This is a genomic window from Nonomuraea sp. bgisy101 (assembly GCF_057708945.1).
In genome coordinates, this window is sequence record NZ_JBYITD010000005.1 from 76,622 (window position 1) to 95,304 (window position 18,683).

General features: G+C 72.3%; 19 protein-coding genes. 7 read left to right on the plus strand and 12 right to left on the minus strand.

Going from position 1 to position 18,683, the window contains the following annotated elements:
* Nucleotides 1–52 precede the first annotated feature (52 nt).
* Complete coding sequence (locus AC3EO4_RS11035) at nucleotides 53–505, minus strand: PaaI family thioesterase (protein ID WP_431895192.1); 453 nt, start codon at nucleotides 503–505, stop codon at nucleotides 53–55.
* Nucleotides 481–1,152 carry a class I SAM-dependent methyltransferase gene (locus AC3EO4_RS11040; RefSeq protein WP_379568603.1) on the minus strand — a complete coding sequence of 224 codons (672 nt, stop codon included), beginning with the start codon at nucleotides 1,150–1,152 and terminating at the stop codon, nucleotides 481–483. Before AC3EO4_RS11040 ends, AC3EO4_RS11035 begins: the two co-directional genes overlap by 25 nt.
* A gap of 22 nt (nucleotides 1,153–1,174) precedes the next feature.
* Here AC3EO4_RS11040 and AC3EO4_RS11045 point away from each other — a divergent pair, with 22 nt between their 5' ends.
* Together AC3EO4_RS11045 and AC3EO4_RS11050 are read left to right on the plus strand one after the other, a co-directional pair.
* Nucleotides 1,175–1,582 (plus strand): hypothetical protein, encoded by a 408-nt coding sequence (locus tag AC3EO4_RS11045; RefSeq protein ID WP_379568601.1) that lies wholly within the window; start codon nucleotides 1,175–1,177, stop codon nucleotides 1,580–1,582.
* 51 nt (nucleotides 1,583–1,633) lie between these two features.
* Entirely contained in the window at nucleotides 1,634–2,239 is a 606-nt protein-coding gene (locus AC3EO4_RS11050; RefSeq protein ID WP_379568600.1) for a TetR/AcrR family transcriptional regulator, read from the plus strand.
* On the opposite strand, the gene AC3EO4_RS11055 is transcribed toward AC3EO4_RS11050, so the two are convergent.
* Complete coding sequence (locus AC3EO4_RS11055; RefSeq protein ID WP_379568598.1) at nucleotides 2,196–3,287, minus strand: phosphotransferase family protein; 1,092 nt, start codon at nucleotides 3,285–3,287, stop codon at nucleotides 2,196–2,198. The genes AC3EO4_RS11050 and AC3EO4_RS11055 overlap by 44 nt on opposite strands.
* The gene (locus AC3EO4_RS11060) at nucleotides 3,284–4,468 is read right to left on the minus strand and encodes an acyl-CoA dehydrogenase family protein (RefSeq protein ID WP_379568597.1); all 1,185 of its coding nucleotides are present in this window, start codon (nucleotides 4,466–4,468) and stop codon (nucleotides 3,284–3,286) included. Before AC3EO4_RS11060 ends, AC3EO4_RS11055 begins: the two co-directional genes overlap by 4 nt.
* Nucleotides 4,469–4,516: 48 nt before the next feature.
* Here AC3EO4_RS11060 and AC3EO4_RS11065 point away from each other — a divergent pair, with 48 nt between their 5' ends.
* Entirely contained in the window at nucleotides 4,517–4,864 is a 348-nt protein-coding gene (locus tag AC3EO4_RS11065) for a DUF6285 domain-containing protein (RefSeq protein WP_379568595.1), read from the plus strand.
* Nucleotides 4,865–4,909: 45 nt separating this feature from the next.
* Nucleotides 4,910–8,671, plus strand: a complete 3,762-nt coding sequence (locus AC3EO4_RS11070) for a CHAT domain-containing protein (RefSeq protein WP_431895196.1) — start codon at nucleotides 4,910–4,912, stop codon at nucleotides 8,669–8,671.
* A 3-nt stretch (nucleotides 8,672–8,674) separates the two neighbouring features.
* Here the strand turns inward: AC3EO4_RS11070 and AC3EO4_RS11075 are convergent, their stop codons facing one another.
* The 4 genes from AC3EO4_RS11075 to AC3EO4_RS11090 form a co-directional block, all read right to left on the minus strand.
* Nucleotides 8,675–10,126, minus strand: a complete 1,452-nt coding sequence (locus AC3EO4_RS11075) for a CATRA conflict system CASPASE/TPR repeat-associated protein (protein ID WP_431895197.1) — start codon at nucleotides 10,124–10,126, stop codon at nucleotides 8,675–8,677.
* Entirely contained in the window at nucleotides 10,119–10,418 is a 300-nt protein-coding gene (locus AC3EO4_RS11080) for a CATRA system-associated protein (protein WP_379568590.1), read from the minus strand. The genes AC3EO4_RS11075 and AC3EO4_RS11080 overlap by 8 nt, the downstream gene beginning before the upstream one ends.
* A gap of 100 nt (nucleotides 10,419–10,518) precedes the next feature.
* Complete coding sequence (gene mctP / locus AC3EO4_RS11085; protein ID WP_379568588.1) at nucleotides 10,519–12,132, minus strand: monocarboxylate uptake permease MctP; 1,614 nt, start codon at nucleotides 12,130–12,132, stop codon at nucleotides 10,519–10,521.
* Nucleotides 12,129–12,338 (minus strand): DUF3311 domain-containing protein, encoded by a 210-nt coding sequence (locus AC3EO4_RS11090; RefSeq protein WP_379568586.1) that lies wholly within the window; start codon nucleotides 12,336–12,338, stop codon nucleotides 12,129–12,131. The genes mctP and AC3EO4_RS11090 overlap by 4 nt, the downstream gene beginning before the upstream one ends.
* A 138-nt stretch (nucleotides 12,339–12,476) precedes the next feature.
* Here AC3EO4_RS11090 and AC3EO4_RS11095 point away from each other — a divergent pair, with 138 nt between their 5' ends.
* Nucleotides 12,477–12,767 carry a hypothetical protein gene (locus AC3EO4_RS11095; RefSeq protein ID WP_379568584.1) on the plus strand — a complete coding sequence of 97 codons (291 nt, stop codon included), beginning with the start codon at nucleotides 12,477–12,479 and terminating at the stop codon, nucleotides 12,765–12,767.
* Nucleotides 12,768–12,858: 91 nt separating this feature from the next.
* Here the strand turns inward: AC3EO4_RS11095 and AC3EO4_RS11100 are convergent, their stop codons facing one another.
* Both AC3EO4_RS11100 and AC3EO4_RS11105 read right to left on the minus strand, forming a co-directional pair.
* Nucleotides 12,859–13,509: a carboxymuconolactone decarboxylase family protein gene (locus tag AC3EO4_RS11100; protein WP_379568582.1), complete on the minus strand. Its 651-nt coding sequence runs from the start codon at nucleotides 13,507–13,509 to the stop codon at nucleotides 12,859–12,861.
* Nucleotides 13,509–14,057, minus strand: coding sequence for a VOC family protein (locus tag AC3EO4_RS11105; protein ID WP_379568581.1), 549 nt, complete (start codon nucleotides 14,055–14,057; stop codon nucleotides 13,509–13,511). Before AC3EO4_RS11105 ends, AC3EO4_RS11100 begins: the two co-directional genes overlap by 1 nt.
* Nucleotides 14,058–14,134: 77 nt before the next feature.
* Here AC3EO4_RS11105 and AC3EO4_RS11110 point away from each other — a divergent pair, with 77 nt between their 5' ends.
* Entirely contained in the window at nucleotides 14,135–15,037 is a 903-nt protein-coding gene (locus AC3EO4_RS11110) for an SDR family oxidoreductase (RefSeq protein WP_431895200.1), read from the plus strand.
* On the opposite strand, the gene AC3EO4_RS11115 is transcribed toward AC3EO4_RS11110, so the two are convergent.
* Together AC3EO4_RS11115 and AC3EO4_RS11120 are read right to left on the minus strand one after the other, a co-directional pair.
* Nucleotides 15,034–16,008 carry a helix-turn-helix transcriptional regulator gene (locus tag AC3EO4_RS11115; protein WP_379568578.1) on the minus strand — a complete coding sequence of 325 codons (975 nt, stop codon included), beginning with the start codon at nucleotides 16,006–16,008 and terminating at the stop codon, nucleotides 15,034–15,036. The genes AC3EO4_RS11110 and AC3EO4_RS11115 overlap by 4 nt on opposite strands.
* Nucleotides 16,009–16,071: 63 nt before the next feature.
* Nucleotides 16,072–17,643, minus strand: coding sequence for a CocE/NonD family hydrolase (locus tag AC3EO4_RS11120; RefSeq protein ID WP_431895202.1), 1,572 nt, complete (start codon nucleotides 17,641–17,643; stop codon nucleotides 16,072–16,074).
* A gap of 148 nt (nucleotides 17,644–17,791) precedes the next feature.
* Here AC3EO4_RS11120 and AC3EO4_RS11125 point away from each other — a divergent pair, with 148 nt between their 5' ends.
* Nucleotides 17,792–18,559 carry an SGNH/GDSL hydrolase family protein gene (locus tag AC3EO4_RS11125; protein WP_379568574.1) on the plus strand — a complete coding sequence of 256 codons (768 nt, stop codon included), beginning with the start codon at nucleotides 17,792–17,794 and terminating at the stop codon, nucleotides 18,557–18,559.
* The last annotated feature ends 124 nt before the right edge of the window (nucleotides 18,560–18,683 follow it).

The following is an 18,683-nucleotide window of genomic DNA, read 5'->3' on the forward strand; positions in this document are numbered from 1 at the left end:
ACTACCGCCCTGCTCCGACAGATCGAATGGGCCGGTACGCGCGGCCGTACGCTCAGCCGGGGGTGGTGTTCCGGTTGGGGGTGAGGCTGGCGGTGGCCTGCGCGCACAACCGGCCCGTCGCGTCGGTGACGGTGGCGAGCGTCAGGACGCGCGTCCTGCCCCGGTGGGTGACCGCGCCGACCACCGTGTAGACCTCCCCCGCCTGGACGGGGCGCAGGTAGTCCACGTTGAGGTTCATCGTGAGATGCAGCGTGGGCCGCTCGGCCGCGCTCCCGCTGGACATGCCGCACGCGTCGTCGAGGGCGGTCGCGATGTACCCGCCGTGCACCACGCCGGACCTGTTGGTCAGCTCGGGCCCAGGCCGCCAGACCAGCTCGACCCTGCCGGGTTCGACACCGACCAGCCGCAGTCCCAGATGGGCCAGGTGGGGGGAGGACTCCACGGTGCCGGCGGCGATGCTCCGCAGGAAGTCCGCCCCCGTCATGCCGGTACGGCCCGCGCCCACGTGCGGTCCTCGGTGAGAAAGCCGTCGAGCGCGAGCCCCGCGCGCTCCAGCTCCGCCGCCAGCTCCTCGACGGTGAGCCGCCGCGACAGGAACGACTGGGTCCACACCCGTTCACCCGCCGTGTAGCGCATGGTGGCGGCGTAGGTCCCCGGCGCGACCTCGTCCAGCTCCGTCATCATGATCTCGATGCCGTCGTCCTCGCGGCCCCTGCCCACCGCCCAGCGGTCGTGCGCCTCGGGCGGCTGCCACTGGACGAGCACTGACCCGCCGGCCGCGACGTGCCGCGCGCAGGCGGTCAGCAGGTCGTGACGCAGCCCCTCGTCGGGGATGTTGATCAGGTAGGAGCCCAGGACCACCGCGTCGAAACGCCGGTCGAGGGCCAGCTCCTGCGCTCTGCCGTGGACGGTCCGCGCGCCCCGCACGTGCGCGAGCATCTCGGCCGACTCGTCGACGGCCACCACCTGGAAGCCCGCCGCGACGAGCGGGTGGGTGACCCTGCCGACGCCCGACCCCAGCTCCAGGATGCTGCCGCCCGCCGGCACCACCCGGCCGATGACCTCCGCCTCCTCGCCCGGAGGCAGCAGGGTGTAGAACTCGACCGGCGATCCGTCGGGGGTTATGGCTCCTGGTCCCGTTCCGCTGTTCATGATCCGACCCTAACCTCGGAGGGTGCGTCATGTGATCGGAGCGGTGACCGGGTTGGCCGCGCTTCCCGTCGTCCACTACCTGACCGAGGCGGGCGCCGTGGCACTGCGCTCCTGCTACACGCTGCAGCGGCCGGACCTGCGCGGGATCGCCTGCCTGGCGGCGGTCGTGGCCGTCGCCGGAGTGCTGGCCCACGGGCGGTGGCTCTCGCCGCTCGCCGCGCTGGTGTGCGGGCTGCCGCTGGCCGTGCTCGGCGCGCTGTTCGCCGTGGCCCCGTGGGCCGCGACGCCCGTCGTGGGCGCGCTGCCGCCGATCGAGTCGCTCACCGGTACGGCCGAGGCCCCCGGCGTGGTGTCGGGAGTGACGGGACTGCCGCTGGTGGTCGGCGCCCTGCTGCTCGCCTCCGCCGCCTTCCCCGCCAGGTGGCGTTGACGGCGGCCTTCACCCGGTGGACGCCGAGGTGGGCGGGGCTATCCTGGCCCAGTGAACGGCAGGGACCCCGATCGGCGCAAGGCGCTGCTCGACGCCGCCGACCGAGCCATCCTGCGTGAGGGGCCCGAGGTGTCGATGGCGGCCATCGCCGCGGAGGCCGGGATCACCAAGCCGATCCTCTACCGCCACTTCGGCGACAAGAGCGGCCTGTACCAGGCGCTGGCCGACCGCCACGTGCGCAGGGTCATCTCGCAGCTGCGTTCCGAGTTCGACAGGGCCAGGACCGACCCGCGCCGCCGCGCCCGCGCCGCCATCGAGATCTACCTCGACCTCATCTCGGCCAACCTCAACCTCTACCGGTTCCTGTTCCACCGGGCCAGCGCCGAGGACACCAGCGTCCGATCCCACATGACGGCGCTGGTGCGCGGTCTCGGCGAGGAACTGGGAGGGGTGCTGGCGGACGAGGAGGTCGTGGCCGACCCCGTGCGCGCGCAGATCCTCGGCCACGCCTTCGTCGGCATGGTCCAGACGACCGGCGACTGGTGGCTCGAACACCCGGAGGTCGAGCGCGCGCAGGTGGTGGACGGGCTGGTCGACGTGATCGTGGCCGCCTTCACCCCGCGGAGCGCGGCCGTCTCCCGCGCGCGACGGACCTGAGCGGCCTGGAGACCGGCCTGTCCCGGGCGGCGGGGGCGGGCCTTGCACGCAGGAGTTCGAGCAGGTCCCACTCGGTCTCGCAGACGCGTCTGCCGATCGCCGCCAGCTCCACCGAACGCGTCGACCCGCCCAGATGGCGCATGGCCTGCGTGACGCAGATGATCCCCCACTTCAGCACGCCGAACATCTCCCACCAGCGCAACGCGTCCCTGTCGACGCGGTGACCTGAGGCCCGCTCGTAGGCGGCGAGCAGGTCGTCGTACTCGCCGAACCCGCCGACGGGCGGTCGCGCGCCGAACCGCCACGCCTTCACGCACAGCCAGCCCAGGTCCTCCACCGGGTCGCCCACGTGGGCCAGTTCCCAGTCCAGCACCGCCCTGAGGCCCTCGGGCCCGACGATGAGATTGCCGTTGCGGAAGTCGCCGTGCACGACGGTGGTCCTGGAGCCGCCGGGCCTGGTGCGGGCCAGCTCGCGGAAGGCGAGCTCGAAGACCGGGTGCGGTTGCCCGGTGAGATCGAGCACCTCCCGCCACGCGGCCAGCGGGTCATCCGGTACGGCCCCGGCCACCGTCTGATCCACGGAAGGGTCCACGGCGTCGAGCGGCATCCTGTGCACCGCCGCGAGCGCCTGCCCGCACTGGGCGGCCAGCTTGGGCCTGGCCTCCCTGTAGAGGTCGTCGCGCAGGATCCTCCTGGGAATCGTCTCGCCCTCGATCCTGCGCATCACCAGGTACGGCCCGGCCGCCGCGACCACCTCGGGCACCGGCACGCCGGCCGCCGCGGCCGCCCGCAGCAGCCGCGCCTCGTCGAGCGGCCCGAGCCCCAGCCCGCCCGCACCCTCCCGAGGCGCGACCGCCGGCCCCTCCGCGGGAGAGAGGACCGTCCCCGCGGTGGCGGGGGAGAGCCGGATGACCAGCTCGTGCAGCCGTCCCGCCGGGTCGCGCACGTCCACCGCCCACATCGCCCTCGACGCCCCGCCCGACAGCCGGGCACGCGCGGGGATCTCGCACCCCCGCCCGAACACCTCCGCCACGATCTGCGCGATCATCGAAGCCCGAACTCCCAGGTCCCCCCGCTCGTGTAGGCCCCCAGGATCCGCCGCCCCACCGAGTCGACGTGCACCTCGTCCGGCCCGTCGTAGATCCGGCCTGCCCTGGCGTGCCGGTACATCCTGTCCAGCGGCGTGTCAGGGGTCAGGCCCGCCGCGCCGTACACCTGGATGGCCCTGTCGATCACGTTGTGCAGCATCCGCGCGCCCACCACCTTGATCGCCCCGATCTCCACGCGCGCGTCCTCGCCCGCGTCCAGCGCGTGCGCCGCGTGCAGCGTCAGCAGCCGCGCCGACTGGATCTCGGCGTAGGAGTCGAAGACATGCCGGCGCATCAGCTGCTTGCGCGCCAGCGGCTCGCCGAAGGCCGACCGCGTGTGCAGGCGCCCGCACATCAGGTCGAAGGCCCGCTGCGCCTGCCCCAGCCAGCGCATGCAGTGGAAGATCCGCCCTGGGCCGAGCCGCCGCTGCGCGATCACGAAACCGTGCCCGCGCGGCCCGAGCAGGCTGGCCGCGGGTACCCGCACGTCGTCGTAGCGGACCTCGCAGTGCCCGCCCGACAGTCCGAGCACCGGAGTCTCGCGCACGATCGTGTACCCGGGGGTGTCCGTCGGCACCAGGATCATCGAGAACGCCAGGTGCGGCGGCGCGCCCTCAGGCTCGGTCCTGCACATCACGGTCGTGTACGCCGCCCGCGACGCGCCCGTGGTGAACCACTTGTGCCCGTTGATCACCCACTCGTCGCCGTCGAGCACCGCCTCGGTGCGCAGCTGGGTCGGGTCGCTGCTGGACACCAGCGGCTCGGTCATCGCGAAGCTCGGCCAGATCTCGCCGCGCACCAGCGGCTCCAGGTACCGCTCCCGCTGCTCGGAGGAGGCGTGCTCGTGCAGCATCAGCGAGTCCTGCAGGGTGAAGGTGCCGAGCACCAGCTGCCCGAACTCGCTGCGCCCCTGCACCTCGTTGACGTAGACGTAGTCCAGGAACGGAAGCCCGCCGCCGCCGAGCTCGCGGGGGTGCCCGAGCGCCCAGAGGCCCTCCTTCTTCGCCTCCCGCTGCAGCCGCGCCAGTAGCGAGCCGTCGTCGTTCAGCAGGCCGGGCTCGGCGGGCTCCACCCGCTCGGTCATGAACGCGTGGACGGCGTCGCGAACCCGCCTGACGCTGTCGGGCACGGCGAAGCTCATGGCAGGATCACAACCGAAATTCGTTGCTCGGTCAATAAGGGGTTCCTTATGAGTGCTCCGCACGACCTGCCCACGGCCGCTCAGCTCGTCGCGGCCGTCCGCGAGTTCCTGCAGGCGGACGTGCTGCCCGCGGTGGAGGGACGGGTGCGCTTCCACACCAGAGTGGCGATCAACGTCCTCGGCATGGTCGAGCGCGAGATCGAGCTCGGGCCCTCGCAGGCCGCCTCCCACGCCGAACGCCTGGCGTCGCTGGGCGTCGCCGACGACGCCGAGCTGGCCAGGGCGGTCCGCGAGGGCGACCTCGAAGGCGACCCCGAAGGCGGAGCGCTGCTCGACGTGCTCGCCGAGATCGTGCGGGACAAGCTGGCCGTGGCCAATCCCGGGCACGCTGAGTAGCCCGATACTCAGGCGCGAACGGCCCGTGTGGCGCACGCTGTCACCATGAACGTGGGCGGGTTCAGAGCGGCGCGAGCGCGCGCGGCCGTGGCGGAGGGGGCCGCGCAGGCGGCGAGGTTCGCGCAGACCGGCGACATCAGGGCACTGGAACGGGCGGCGGCGGCCCTGCGCAGGGCGCTCGCGCTCACCCCCGAGAACGACCCCGGCTTTCCCGAGCGGCTGTCGGATCTGGGGGACATCCTGTCCAGGACCTTCGACTCCACGGATGACAGGGCGCTGCTGGACGAGGCGCTCGCCCTGCAGGCCAGGGCGGTCAGGGCCGCTCCTCCAGGCCATCCGGCGGCGGGCAGGGCGCGCACGAGCAGGGGCATCGTCCTGATGAACGACTTCCGCGTCGGCGGCCCGCCCGAGCACCTCGACCAGGCGGCCGATCTGTTCGGCGAGGCGGTCGCGCTGCTGCCCGACGGCGACCCGCTCGCCGTCCTCGCGCTCAGCAACCACGCGGAGGCCCACAGGCAGCGCTACGTCCGCGACGGCGAGGTGGCCGACCTGCGCGAACACGCCGTGAAGCTGCGCGCGGTGGTGGCCGCCACCCCTGCGGACGACTCCTACTTCCTGTTCAGGACCGCCAAGCTCGCCGCCGCGCTCGTGCTGGTCTCCGACGAGCCGGGCGCGCGGGAGGAACTCGGGCGTGCTCTCGACACCATCCGCGCGGGACTGCCCGGAGTCCCCGAACCGATGCGCAGGGAGATCCATCTGATCGCGGGCGCCCTCCTGTACGGCGAGCCGCCCTCACTCGACGAAGAGCAACTGGCGGCGATGCGCGAGATCTTCGGGTCGCTACGGCAGCAGGGCACCACGGGAGCGGGGCTGCGCGCCGCCGTACTCGGCGATCTGGGGAGCGGGATCGTCGCGCAGGCCATGGAGTCGGGCAGGATCGAGGACGTCGACGGCGCGATCGCCATGCTGCGCGACGCGCTCGCCGAGGCTCCGCAGGGACATCCAGGCAGGCCCGCGCTCCTGACGAACCTCGGCAGGATGCTGGGCCAGCGGATGGAGTGGTCGGGCGAGCTGGGCGGCGTGGACGAGGTGATCGCCGTGCTCGACCAGGCGGTGGACGCCGCGCCCGCCGATCATCCCGAGCGCGGCCTCTACCTGGCCAACCTCGGCAACGCGCTGGCGCTGAAGCACGGTGCCGAAGGCGGCGACGCCCTGCTGAGGCGGCTGACGGACGTCTACCGGCAGGCCGTCGAGCGGACCGCGTCCGACCACCCCGAGCGCGCCATCGCGCTGACCGGGCTGGCCGCCGCCCGGTTCGCCGCCTACGAGCGATGGGGCAGGCGCGCCGACCTCGACGCCTCCGTCGAGGGCGACAGGGCCGCCGTTGACGCCACGCCGGCCGACCACGCCTACCGGCCGCTGTACCTGGCCAACCTCGGCACCGCTCTCGGCCGCAGGCACGAGATGACCGGCTCGGTCGCCGACCTGGACGAGGCGATCGCCGTCATGCGCGAGTGCGTGGCCCTCACCCCGCCGATGCACCCGCACAGGGGCGGGTGGACGTCGGCGCTGGCGACCGTGCTGGTCATGCGGTTCGACAGGACGGGGGAGCGGGAGGCGCTGGAGGAGGCGATCGGCGCCTACCGGCGCGCACTCGAACTGGCGCCCAAGGGCCATGTGCACCGCCACATGATCCTCACCAACCTCGGCAGGGCGCTGACCAGGCAGGACACGCCTGAGGCGCTGCAAGAGGCGGTCGAGGTGACGCGGGCGGCCGCCGCCGCGGCCCCCGCCGCCAACACGGGGGCGGCGATCGGGCTGGCCACCGCGCTCCTGCTGCTGTTCGTGCAGCTGGAGGACGCCACGCTGACGGCCGACGAGCGGCGGGCGCTCACGCTGTCGCTGCTGCGGGACGACGAGCCGCCGTCGGTGCAGGGCCTGGTCGCCAGGCGCAGGCTCCAGCGGACCGAGCTGCTCGACGAGGCCGTCGCCATCCTTCAGGAGCTCGTCCGAAAGGCGCCCGCGGGGACGCGGGCCAGGGCCAGGGCGGCAGGACAGCTCGGCATGGCGCTGCGCCTGCGTTCGCTGCTGACCGGCAAGGGCAGACAGCTCGATCGGGCCGTGCGCGCGCTGCGCGAGGCCGTCGACGGCGCGGTGGAGGACGAGCCCGTGCTGTCGATATCGCGGCTGCACCTGGCCGAGGCGCTGGCCGACAGATGGGAACGTTCGGGCGACGAACGCGACAGGGCCGAGGCGGTCGAGCAGTTCGCCGCGTCCGCCGCCGTCGCCACCGCCGCCCCCGCGTGGCGGGCGGGCGTGGCCATGCGGTGGGGCGCGTTCGTGGCCGAGCACGAGGGCCCCGCCGCCGCAGCCGACGCCTTCGCCACGGCGGTCGGGCTGCTCGACGCGGCGGCATGGCGCGGCATGGCGCGGCAGGACCAGGAGCGGGCGCTGGCCGAGTTCCAGGGGCTCGCCGCTGACGCCGCCGCCTGCGCGATCGCCGCAGGCCGGCCCGAGCGCGCGGTCGAACTGCTCGAGCAGGGCAGGGGAGTGCTGCTCGCCCAGATCATCGACGCGCGCCCGGTCCATGACGAGCTCGAGCGCCGCGCTCCGTCGCTGGCCGCCAGGCTCGTGGAGATCCAGGACGGACTCGACACCGTGGAGGACCTCGACAGGCGTCACGTGCTCGCCCGCGAGCGGGAGGAGACGCTCGCCGAGATCAGGGCGCTGCCGGGGCTGGCCGACTTCCTGCTCCCCCCGCCCTTCACGAGGCTGCGCGCCGCCGCGCAGGACGGCCCCGTGGTCGTGGTGAACGTCAGCGACCACCGCTGCGACGCCCTCGTCGTCACCGCCGAAGGCGTCGGGCTCGTCCCGCTGCCAGGCCTGCGCGCGCAAGCCGTGGCCGAGACCGCCGCGGCCTTCGTCGAGGCGCTCGACGCCTACGCCCACGACGACGACCCCGACCCAGGTCTCCTTGACCGCGTCCCCGCCACCCTCGACTGGCTCGCCGAACGGGTCGGCCGCCCCGTCCTGGCCGCCCTCGGCCTGCACGCGCAACCGCAGGGCGTCTGGCCCCGCCTGTGGTGGTGCCCCACGGGCGCACTGTCGCTGCTCCCGCTGCACGCGGTCGCGCTCGACGTCGCCGTCTCCTCCTACACCCCGACCCTGCGCGCCCTCGCGCACGCCCGCGAGGATGCGGGGCCGCACGCCGAGGGCCGCCCGCTGCTGGTCGCGCTGCCGAGCACGCCGGGCGAGGACGACCTGCCGGGCGCCGAGCGCGAGGGCGAGGCGGTACGGCGGATGCTGAGGGACACGCTCCCCCTGGTCGGGGCCGACGCGGTGCGCGCCGCCGTCCTCGACGCCCTGCCCTCCAGCCCGTGGGTGCACTTCGCCTGCCACGCCGAGCAGGATCCCGCCGCGCCGTCGGAGGGGCGGCTGGTGCTGCACGACGGCCCGCTGACGGTCAGGGAGCTGGCCGCCACCCGCCTCGACAGGGCCGAGTTCGCCTTCCTCAGCGGGTGCGAGACCTCGCGTGGCGGCGACCTGCTGGCCGACGAGTGCGTGAGCCTGGCGGCGACCGTGCAGCTGGCCGGGTACCCCAGCGTGATCGGCACGCTGTGGCCGATCGCCGACCTGCACGCTCCGGGCCTGGTGGAGGACGTCTACGCGATGATGACCTCGGGCGGCACCCGCGAACCCGACCCGCGCGCGGCAGCGCTCGGACTCCACCTGGCCGTCAGGGCGCTGCGCGAGCGCCATCCCGACGCCCCCGTCCTGTGGGCGCCGTTCACCCACATCGGCCCATGAAGGTCAGCGGGGCCTGACCAGGTACGGCCCCGCGCCGAAGAAGCCCAGGCCGAAGGCGGGCACGGCCACCGTCCACGTCAGCCAGACCGGCGCCGCGGCGCCCGCGACGAGATGGGCGAGCGTCGCGCAGGCCACCCACGCCAGGGCCGCGCACGCCAGCCCGCCGAACACCCGCACCGCCACCGCGGCCCCGCGACCCTGGTCGGCGGCCCGCCAGAGCGTCACGGTGGCCAGCAGCAACGCCAGCGATCCCAGCATCGCGATCACGGCGGGCGTGACGGGACCCGGCAGCGGCACCCGGTACTCGAACGCCTGGACGGCGGCCAGCACCATCAGCACCGAGCCGATCACGGCGGTCTGCAGCAGGTCGATCCGCTCGCGTCGCCGCTGCACCGCCTCCTCCCTGCGCTGGAGCCGTTCGCGCCGGTCCTGCACGGCCTCGTCGGCCGCCTGGATCGCCTCGGCGAGCGCGTCGCGCACCCGCTCCCGGGTCGCCTCCAGGTACAGCAGGTCGTCGGCCAGCCGCTGCTCCAGCCATCCGGCCAGCTCCAGGTCGCCGCGGAGCGGTCCAGGCTCGCGCTCGAGCCCTGCGGCGGCCTGGCGCATGTTCGCGGCGGCGATCTGCACGGTCCGCTCCATCTCGCGCGTCTTGGTCACGGCGAGCGTGAGACCGTCCGGTCCCGCCAGCAGCGACGACAGGCGCCTGCGCGCGGACACCAGATCGTCGGCCGCGGCGGCGCCGCAGGGACGGCGTCTCAGCGTCTCGTCGGCCAGCCCGAGCAGGCGGTCGGCGTCGAAGCCCTCACGCGTCCTCAGCTGGTGCCTGACCTTGGCCGCGTGCAGCAGGTGCGCGGCCAGAGGGGGGAAGTCGTCGGTGCCGCGCGACCACAGCCACGCGTCCGACGCGGCCCGCTGCTCGTCCGCGGCGACCACGAAGAACCTGCGCAGCGCCCGCGCTTCGGCGCCTGCCTCCTCCATGAGCACCGTGTGCACGCCGGCCGTCAGGCGCACGCCCTCGGCGGCGAAGCCGTCGGGAACCTCGTCGCCGGGGGTGTCCAGGCTAGGAGCCACGCAGGTCAGCAGGCGGGCCTCGCCCAGCGCCCACGCCGAGGTGTCACCCGCCACCTCCGCCCACCGCGCCTCCAGCTCGGCCCAGCCGGTCCCGTCCTGGGGCGGCGGCGCCAGCGCCACCAGTAACGCCAGTACGTCGTGCCGGTGCCACACCACCGCCTGGACGATCTCCGACCGCGACCTCGACTGCCGCGCCGCCAGCACGCGGGCGCGGGGCGGACCCGCCAGCCGTGGCTCGTCCAGCCGCAGTTCGTACGGCCCGAGCTCGGGGATCGACCAGGTCATGCCGAGCCGGTCACCGAGGTCGCGCCACAGCCTCTCCAGCGGCCCGGCGGACTGGCCTGCGGGCGCGAACAGGTGGACGACCAGCGCCCGCTCATCCATCCTGCGCGGGCTCCTCGTCCTCGTCCGCGCCGAAGGTGAGGATCAGCCGGTTCAGCCGCTCCCTGGTCTCCTCGGGGGCGGGCACCCGCGGCGGGTCGCCGTACCTGGTGCTGATGCGCACGGGTCCGATCAGCGCCAGCTCCCGTACGGCCCGCGCGAGCCGCTCCCGATCCCCGGCCCGCAACGCCTCCTCCATCGCGCCGAGCGCGGTGTCCACGCGCGCCCACCGGGCTTCGGAGAGCCGGTATCGGGCGATGGCCCGCAGCGTCGTCACCACGCTCGCCCGGTTCATGGTCGCCATCGTAGAGCCGTAGATCGTCTGACTCCAGACGAACGCGTGAGGCGGCCACGGATCACGTGGCCGCCTCACCTGTCGCTCACGCGGAGAAGGATCAGTGGGAGCCGGACAGGTCCAGGTCCTTGACCCGCGGGTCGCCCTCGTCGGCGAAGTACTCCGAGGGGGAGGTGGCGTCCTCGCCGTCGGCCACCTTGGCCGCGCGCAGGATCAGCGTGGCCACCGCGGCGACCACGAGGTTGACGGTCAGCGCGATCGCACCCGCGTAGATCGTCATCGTGGTGTCGAAGCCGAAGTTCTTCAGCGGGAACGCCGACCCGCCGAAGTGCAGCTTGCCGTTGGCCGGGTTCGGGATGAGGTAGAGCATCCACATGCCGGCCGCGAGGCCCGTCGCCCAGCCGGCGATGAGGCCGCCCTTGTGGAACCACCGGGTGTAGAGACCCAGCGCCACCGAGGGCAGCGTCTGCAGGATGATCACGCCGCCGATGAGCTGGAGGTCGATGGAGAACTGCGGGTCGAGCAGCAGGATGCACAGCACCGCGCCCACCTTGACGACCAGCGAGACCAGCTTGGAGACCTTGGCCTCCTGCGCGTCGGAGGCGTTCTTGTTGATGTACTCCTTGTAGATGTTGCGGGTGAACAGGTTCGCCGCAGCGATCGACATGATCGCCGCGGGCACCAGCGCGCCGATGCCGATCGCCGCGTAGGCCACGCCGGTGAACCAGTCGGGGAACATCTGGTCGAACAGCACGGGCACGATCGTGTTGGTGTCGGGCTTGCCGGTGGCGGGGTTGACGACCGGCTTGGTGTTCGCCGCGATCGCCATGAAGCCGAGCAGGGCGATCAGGCCGAGCAGGAAGCTGTAGGCGGGCAGCGCCGACATGTTCCGCTTGATGACGTTGCGGTTCTTGGAGGCCAGCACGCCGGTGAGGCTGTGCGGGTAGAGGAACAGCGCCAGCGCCGAGCCGAAGGCCAGCGTGATGTACTGCAGCTGGTTGGCGCCGGTGAGCAGGATGCCGTCGTTCTGCGCCGGGGTCTTGGCGAACTTGGCCGCCGCGGCGTCGAAGATGCTGCCCCAGCCGCCGAGCTTGGCGGGGATGTAGATGACCGCCGCCAGGATCACGACGTAGATCAGCGTGTCCTTGACGAAGGCGATGAGCGCCGGCGCCCGCAGGCCCGACTGGTAGGTGTAGGCGGCCAGGATCGCGAACGCGATGATGATCGGCAGGTGTCCTGTGATGCCCATGGCCTTCAGCACCGCCTCGATGCCGACCAGCTGCAGCGCGATGTAGGGCATGGTGGCGATGAGGCCGGTGATGGCGATCAGCAGCGCCAGCGTCGGGGAGCCGAACCGCGCCCTGACGAAGTCGGCGGGTGTGACGAAGCCGTGCACGTGCGACACCGACCACATGCGCGCCAGCACGAGGAAGACCAGCGGGTAGACCACCACCGTGTACGGCAGGGCGTAGAAGCCGAGCGCTCCGGCGCCGAAGACCAGGGCGGGCACGGCCACGAAGGTGTAGGCGGTGTAGAGGTCGCCGCCCACCAGGAACCAGGTGATCCAGGTCCCGAAGTTGCGCCCGCCGAGGCCCCACTCGTGCAGGCTCTCGATGTTGTCGGGCCTGCGCCACCTGGCGGCCACGAAGCCCATGCCGCTGACCACCAGGAACAGCGCGACGAAGACGACCAACTCGGTCGTGTGCCCGGTCACTTGGTCATCCTGTAGACGATGGTCGTGCAGGTCACGCCGACGAGGATGAAGGCCAGCTGGAGCCAGTAGAACAGCGGGAAGCCCGCCACCCTCGGCCCGTCGGAGTTGAACAGGAACGTCAGCAGCGGCAGCACGATCGGCACGAACAGCAGCCAGTTCCATGGACTGCGGTCGGTGCGCTTCTGCCCGGATTCGGGGGTGACCAAGAGATCCTCCGGAACGTGAGTAAGATTCCCGCACACTAACGTTTCCCAGTAATTAATCCCAATTACTGAGACATTACGGTTTGGCCTAAACTGGGCCGTCTCACCATGTGGACACGGCGAGGTCCAGGTCGGTGACCGGTGATCGCCCCCGTCGGCGGTGTGCCGATCGGGGCGGCTCGCGCGCGGCCGTCGGGAGCCTTCGCCGCCCTGGCCGCGAGCGTGACGGCGACCGCGGCGACCAGGTCGCGCGGCGTCCGCGGGATGATCACGCGGGTGGGCACCGGCTTGACGGGCGGGGTGAACGGCGCCGCGCCGACGGTCGCGACGCCGCGGCTGACGAAGGCGGGCCGGAGCCGGCAGGGCCGCGGTGATCCGGACGGCCGGGGTCGGCCGGCGTCGGAGCGGAACGTCAGGAGAAGGACGGGGTGACAGCCGATACCAGTGGCTGCGATCGCGGTTGTCGCCGGGCAATGCCTTCTCCCTCCCGTTGCCCGGCACTGTAAATATGTAACTGTTTCGGTCAGGTCTCCTTTCGCCGAACGGTAGAGTCCCCGCGCCGAACGGTCAGCTCGTCGGCGATGTCGCGGGTGCCGTACCCCTCGGGGGCGGGAACCTCGGTGATCGGATCGGGGCGGTCGTCGAACTCCAGCCGCAGCGCCCTGGCCATGGTCGCGTGCATCTCGTACAGACAGGTCACGTAGGTCAGCTCGAGGATCTGCCCGTCGGGCAGGTGCCTCTTCAGTACCGCGAAGACCTCGTCGTGCACACGGCCGCCGTCGAGCACCAGGCCGTCGGTGTAGGCGAGCACGGCCCGCTCCAGCTCGTCGAACACGTCGCTGACCTGCCAGTGCGCGACCGCGCGCACCTTCTCCTCCGGCACGCCGAGCGCGCGCATCTGCTTGCAGTGCTGGGAGTAGACGAACTGCGACTGCCGCGCCCATCCGGCCCTGGTCTGGCCCAGCTCGCGCAGCACCGGGTCCAGCTTCGACTCGCGATAGAGCTGGAAGCCCTTCACACAGTGCCGGAAGATCGCCGGTTCCTGCGCGAACACCGTCCACCAGTCGCCGGGCGAGCCGGTCGCGGTGCCCTCGGGCGTCAGCAGCCGGTCGTAGAAGAAGGCCACGACCTCGTCGCTCACCTCGTCGCGAGGCACCTGGCGAAGGCGCGGCATCAGACCGTCCTGTCGGCGGCGGTCTTCGGCTCGTGCCGTACGTCGCCCGGGCGGTCGAGCTCGCGCAGCCAGCAGGCGAACTCGATGAGGACCCCGTCGGGGTCCTTGAAGTAGATGGACCTGACGAACACACCCTCGTGCACGTCGGGAGCGACGCCGAACTCGCTGTCGTCGTGGTTGAGCAGCACGCCGACGTCGACGCCCTTGGCGACCAGCCGGTCCCTGTACTCCTCGATCTTCTCCGGCGGCACGTCGAAGGCGAGATGGTTCATCGACCCGACGGCCGACAGCAGCTCGCCCCTGTCCGGCAGGTTCTTCGGCGCGGAGACGCCCGGAACCCCGTCGGGCGCGTCGGGGAACCAGAAGAACGCCAGCGCGTTGCCGCCGCCGCAGTCGAAGAAGAAGTGCTGCCCCCACCCCATGGGCAGCTCGATCGTCTTGATCAGCGGCATGCCGAGGACGCCCGAGTAGAAGTCGACGGTCTGCTTCATGTCCGAGCAGACCAGCGCGACGTGGTTGACGCCGCGGAGCTCGAATTCGCTGTTCATAGTAATCAACTACTTATCACAGGGGGCTCGCCGAAAACATGACAGAAGGTGTCGGGCTTTCGCGCGACGATCGTTCCATGAACGGAAAAGTCGCGCTGGTCACGGGCGCCACAAGGGGAACGGGCAGGGGCATCGCCGTCCAGCTGGGAGCGGTCGGCGCCACGGTCTACTGCACAGGACGCAGCACCCGCGAGCGGCGCTCGGAGATGGACAGGGCCGAGACGATCGAGGAGACCGCCGAGCTGGTCACCGAGGCCGGCGGCAAGGGCGTCGCCGTACGGACCGACCACCTGGACCCCGCCCAGGTCAAGGAGCTGGTCGAGCGGATCGATCGCGAGCAGGGCCGGCTCGACGTGCTGGTCAACGACATCTGGGGCGCCGAAGGGCTGTGGGCCTGGGACACCCCGGTGTGGGAGCACGATCTGGACAACGGGCTGAAGCTGCTGCGGCTGGCGATCGACACCCACCTCATCACCAGCCACCACGCGCTGCCGCTGCTGATCCGCAGGCCCGGCGGGCTCGTCGTCGAGGTCACCGACGGCACGGCGGACTACAACAGGACCCGCTACCGCAACTCGATCTTCTACGACCTGGCCAAGAGCGCGGTGAACAGGCTGGCCTTCGCGCAGTCGCACGAGCTGCGCCCGCACGGTTGCGCCGCGGTGGCGATCACGCCGGGCTTCCTGCGCTCGGAGATGATGTTGGAGAACTTCGGCGTCACGGAGGAGAACTGGCGTGATGGGGCCAGGGTCCATGAGGATTTCGTGCTGTCCGAAACTCCGGCTTTCACCGGCAGGGCCGTGGCCGCCCTGGCCGCCGACCCCGACGTGATGCGCTGGTCGGGCTCCTCGGTATCCAGCGGAGAGCTGGCCAAGGAGTACGGCTTCACCGACCTGGACGGCAGCAGGCCCGACGTGTGGCGCTGGATCGTCGAGGTCCGCGAGGCCGGCATGACCGCCGACCCCGCCGACTTCCGCTAGCCGGAGGCGGACGGGTTCGGGTCGCCGAGCCCGTACAGGGCCGACAGCCGGCCCGCCGCCTTCGTCATGAGCTCGCGCAGCTCGGCCGGTTCGAGCACCTCGGCCTCGGGACCGAAGGCCAGGACCTGGGTGTAGGCGACGCCCAGCGACTCGACCGCCAGCACCACCGTGCCGTCCTCGGTGGCCGACGCCTGCGCCTCGGCCACCGCGGCGGGGTCGGCCACGTGCCGCAGCATCCGCAGTCCCGTCGGGGACAGGCGCAGCGTGATCCGGGTTCTGAGCAGGGAGCGGGTGAACTGCTCCGACCGCTCGCCCCAGAAGGCGGCCAGGTCGAAGGTGGGGTCGCGCTCGAAGCGGGCGCCCGTCTCGACGCTCACGTCGGTGAAGCGGTCCACCCGGTAGACCAGCAGGCGCTCGCCCGCGCGGCCCGCCAGGTACCAGACACCCGCCTTCAGCACCAGCCCGTACGGCTCGACGGCGCGTTCGGCCCCCTTGTACCTCGCGGTCACCGGATGGTCGCCCCACACCGCCCTGGCCAGCGGCGTGAGCGACGCGGGGGGAGGGGTGTCGCTGGCGAACCAGCCCGGAGCGTCCAGATGGAAGCGCTGGGCGGCGGTGGAGGGCGCGTCGCGCAGGCCCGGCGCGAGCGCGGCGGCGGCCTTCAGCCTGGCGGCGGCGGCGACGTCGCGCAGGCCCATGTCCCGCAGCGCGTCGGGCACGCCCGACAGGAACAGCGCCTCGGCCTCGGCCCTGTCGAGCCCGGTCAGCCTGGTGCGGTACCCGTCGATCAGGCGGTAGCCGCCCGCCCTTCCCCTGTCGGCGTAGACGGGGATGCCGGCCTCCGACAGGGCCAGCACGTCACGGTGGATGGTGCGCTCGGAGACCTCGAGCTCCTGCGCCAGCTCTGCGGCCGTCATCCCGCCCCGTCCCTGGAGCAGGAGCACCAACGACATCAACCGGGCGGCACGCACGCCCCGACTCTACCGACCGGACCCGTCCCCGGCGCGGTCGCGGGAAGGGGGCCCGCGCCTGACTCAGGCGCTCACGAGCGGCAGGAGGAGAGCGGAAGGGCGCTCGGGGTCGTGGAAGACCTCCACGTCGGCGGGCACCATGGGCCCGTCGAGCCCCAGCGGGTCGCCCGTGCCGGGGTTGCGGGCGATCGTCGGGTAGGCGCCGCTAGCCACGTGCACCCTGATCCGGTGCCCCCTGGCGAACCGGTGCGCGATCGGCCACAGGTCCACCGTCACCTTCCTGATCTCGCCGGAGCCGCCGGGCGCCGGCCGCCGCACGCCCTCGCAGACGTTCATCGACCGCCCGTCGGGATGGACGTCGCACACCCGCACCACCACGTCGACGTGCGGCGTGCTCGACCTGACGTACAGCTCGGCCGACACCGGCCCGATCGCCTCGGTGTCCTCGCTCAGGACCGGCGAGGTGTAGACGAGCACGTCCCTGCGCGCCTCCAGCCTGCGCTGGTCGCGCGGCCTGGAATCGGCCAGCAGGACGGGGCCGCCCAGCACGGGCGTCGGATGGTCGGGGTGGTAGCGGTAGCCGTCGGGCGCGGACTCCAGCGGACCCTCGGGCCCGAGGCCGAACGCGCGCTGCAGGTGCCACCGCCGGGCGCGCATGCCCGGCACCGGCCAGTCGGGGTAGTCACGCCACTGCTTCGCCCCCGTCACGAACAGCCGCACGGGCGAGTCCCGCAGCCCCGACGGGTCGCCCAGCAGGTGCGCCTTGAACCAGGCGAGCGCCTCGGCCCTGGTCGCCGGCCCGTGCCTGACGTCGATGTGCCACCACGGCCCGATCGTCAGGTACGGCCGCCGCCCGGCCGCCCGCATCGCCAGATAGTCGCGCAGCTGCCACGGCAGGAACACGTCGTACCAGCCGCCCAGCATGGTGACCGCCGCCTCCACCTCCCCGACCGCCGCCGAGAAGTCCCGTCTGTCCCAGTACGGGACGGCCGGGTCGGCGTGATGCGCGAGGAGGTCCCGGTAGAACGGCAGCGCCTGCCCGGCCGAGACCAGGTCGAGCTCGGCCACGGGCCGCCCCGACAGCACCGCCCTTCTGGTCATCCGCGGCGCGGTCCACACCGAGGCGCCGCCGAACCTGCGCGACATGCCGTTGGTCAGCGTGGTCCAGCTCAGGGCCGACTCCAGCGCGAACGCCCCGCCCACGTAGGCGGCGTCCCTGAACTGGGAGGCGGTGATCTGCGTGGCCATCGCCTTCAGCTCGGGCCCGACGTAGGGCACGATCGCCCATTGCGTGTAGCCGAGGTAGGAGGGCCCGTGCATCGCGAACGTCCCCGGATACCACTCCTGGCGGCGCATCCACTCGACGGTCGCCATGCCGTCGTCGTGCTCGTCGCCGAGCGGGTCGAGCATCCCGCCGGAGCCGAACCCGCCCCTGCAGCTCTGGATCACGACCTGGAAGCCGTGCCGGGCGAACCCACGACCGTAGGCGAGCCCGAACAGCCCGCGCCTGCCGTACGGCGAGCGGATCAGGATCACCGGCGCCCGGTCCGCTCCGATCGGCTCGTACCTGTCGGCGAGCAGCGTCACCCCGTCGGGCATGGGGACGGGCAGGTCCCTGTGAGCTCGAACTCGCATTACTTACCAGTAACAGACGACACCGAACCAGGACAACGTGACCCCTGTCACGAACATGACCTGCGTCGCGGCCCCCTTCGTGACAGTCGTCCCGGACCCGCCGGCTACGGTCGCGTAAGGTGATCGCCGCTTGGCAAACTATCCGGTCATGGGACGAATCACTTCTTATGTCGCTTTGGGGGACAGCTTCACCGAAGGGCTTGAGGACCCCGCCGACGTGGGGTACAGGGGATGGGCAGACCGGCTGGCCGAGCACATCGAGGCCGAACAGCCCGGCCTGCGGTACGCCAACCTGGCCGTCCGCGGCCGTCTGATCGACGAGATCGTCGGCGACCAGGTGCCGCAGGCCGTCGCGCTCCGCCCCGACCTCGTGTCGCTGTGCGCGGGAGGCAACGACATCCTGCGCCCGGGCGGCGGGCCCGAGGTGGTCGCGGCCAGGCTGGAGGAGGGCGTGGCGACGCTGAAGGCGGCGGGAGCCAAGGTGATGCTGTTCACCGGCTTCGACCTGCGCCAGGTGCCGGTCATGCGGCTGGCGCACAGCAAGATCGAGATCTTCAACCTGCACATCCACGACATCGCCCGCCGCCACGACGCCTTCCTGGTCGACATGTGGCCGATGGCGGTGCTGCGCGACAGGCGGGCATGGAACGAGGACAGGCTGCACCTGTCGCCCGACGGCCACCGCAGGGTGGCGCTGCACGCCGCCGAGGTGATCGGGCTGACGGTCGCCGAGGACTGGCGCGAGCCGTACCCGCCGCTGCTGCCGCCGCAGTGGACGGACGCCCGCAAGGACGACCTGCGCTGGGCCAGGCAGTTCCTCGGCCCCTGGATCAGCAGGCGCATCCACGGGCGCTCCTCGGGCGACGGCGTCGACCCGAAGCGACCCCAGCTGGCCCCGCTGGACACGGCATCCTGACCGGCGGCTTTCCCGGGGCGGCGCGCCAGAGTGTCGCGTTGCATGATCTCCGATGCGGCGGCTACGCTTGCGGCATGCGAATCCGCTTGCAGCTTCAGTGGTGGCGCCGCTCCTAGGCGGCGCG

What these genes read in the sequence shown, in the direction of transcription:
- AC3EO4_RS11040 (WP_379568603.1), bottom strand. Translation starts at nt 1,152, where the DNA reads ATGAACAGCGGAACGGGACCAGGAGCCATAACCCCCGACGGATCGCCG.
- AC3EO4_RS11055 (WP_379568598.1), bottom strand. Translation starts at nt 3,287, where the DNA reads ATGATCGCGCAGATCGTGGCGGAGGTGTTCGGGCGGGGGTGCGAGATC.
- AC3EO4_RS11060 (WP_379568597.1), bottom strand. Translation starts at nt 4,468, where the DNA reads ATGAGCTTCGCCGTGCCCGACAGCGTCAGGCGGGTTCGCGACGCCGTC.
- AC3EO4_RS11065 (WP_379568595.1), top strand. Translation starts at nt 4,517, where the DNA reads ATGAGTGCTCCGCACGACCTGCCCACGGCCGCTCAGCTCGTCGCGGCC.
- AC3EO4_RS11070 (WP_431895196.1), top strand. Translation starts at nt 4,910, where the DNA reads ATGAACGTGGGCGGGTTCAGAGCGGCGCGAGCGCGCGCGGCCGTGGCG.
- AC3EO4_RS11075 (WP_431895197.1), bottom strand. Translation starts at nt 10,126, where the DNA reads ATGGATGAGCGGGCGCTGGTCGTCCACCTGTTCGCGCCCGCAGGCCAG.
- AC3EO4_RS11080 (WP_379568590.1), bottom strand. Translation starts at nt 10,418, where the DNA reads ATGAACCGGGCGAGCGTGGTGACGACGCTGCGGGCCATCGCCCGATAC.
- AC3EO4_RS11100 (WP_379568582.1), bottom strand. Translation starts at nt 13,509, where the DNA reads ATGCCGCGCCTTCGCCAGGTGCCTCGCGACGAGGTGAGCGACGAGGTC.
- AC3EO4_RS11105 (WP_379568581.1), bottom strand. Translation starts at nt 14,057, where the DNA reads ATGAACAGCGAATTCGAGCTCCGCGGCGTCAACCACGTCGCGCTGGTC.
- AC3EO4_RS11110 (WP_431895200.1), top strand. Translation starts at nt 14,135, where the DNA reads ATGAACGGAAAAGTCGCGCTGGTCACGGGCGCCACAAGGGGAACGGGC.
- AC3EO4_RS11120 (WP_431895202.1), bottom strand. Translation starts at nt 17,643, where the DNA reads ATGCGAGTTCGAGCTCACAGGGACCTGCCCGTCCCCATGCCCGACGGG.
- AC3EO4_RS11125 (WP_379568574.1), top strand. Translation starts at nt 17,792, where the DNA reads ATGGGACGAATCACTTCTTATGTCGCTTTGGGGGACAGCTTCACCGAA.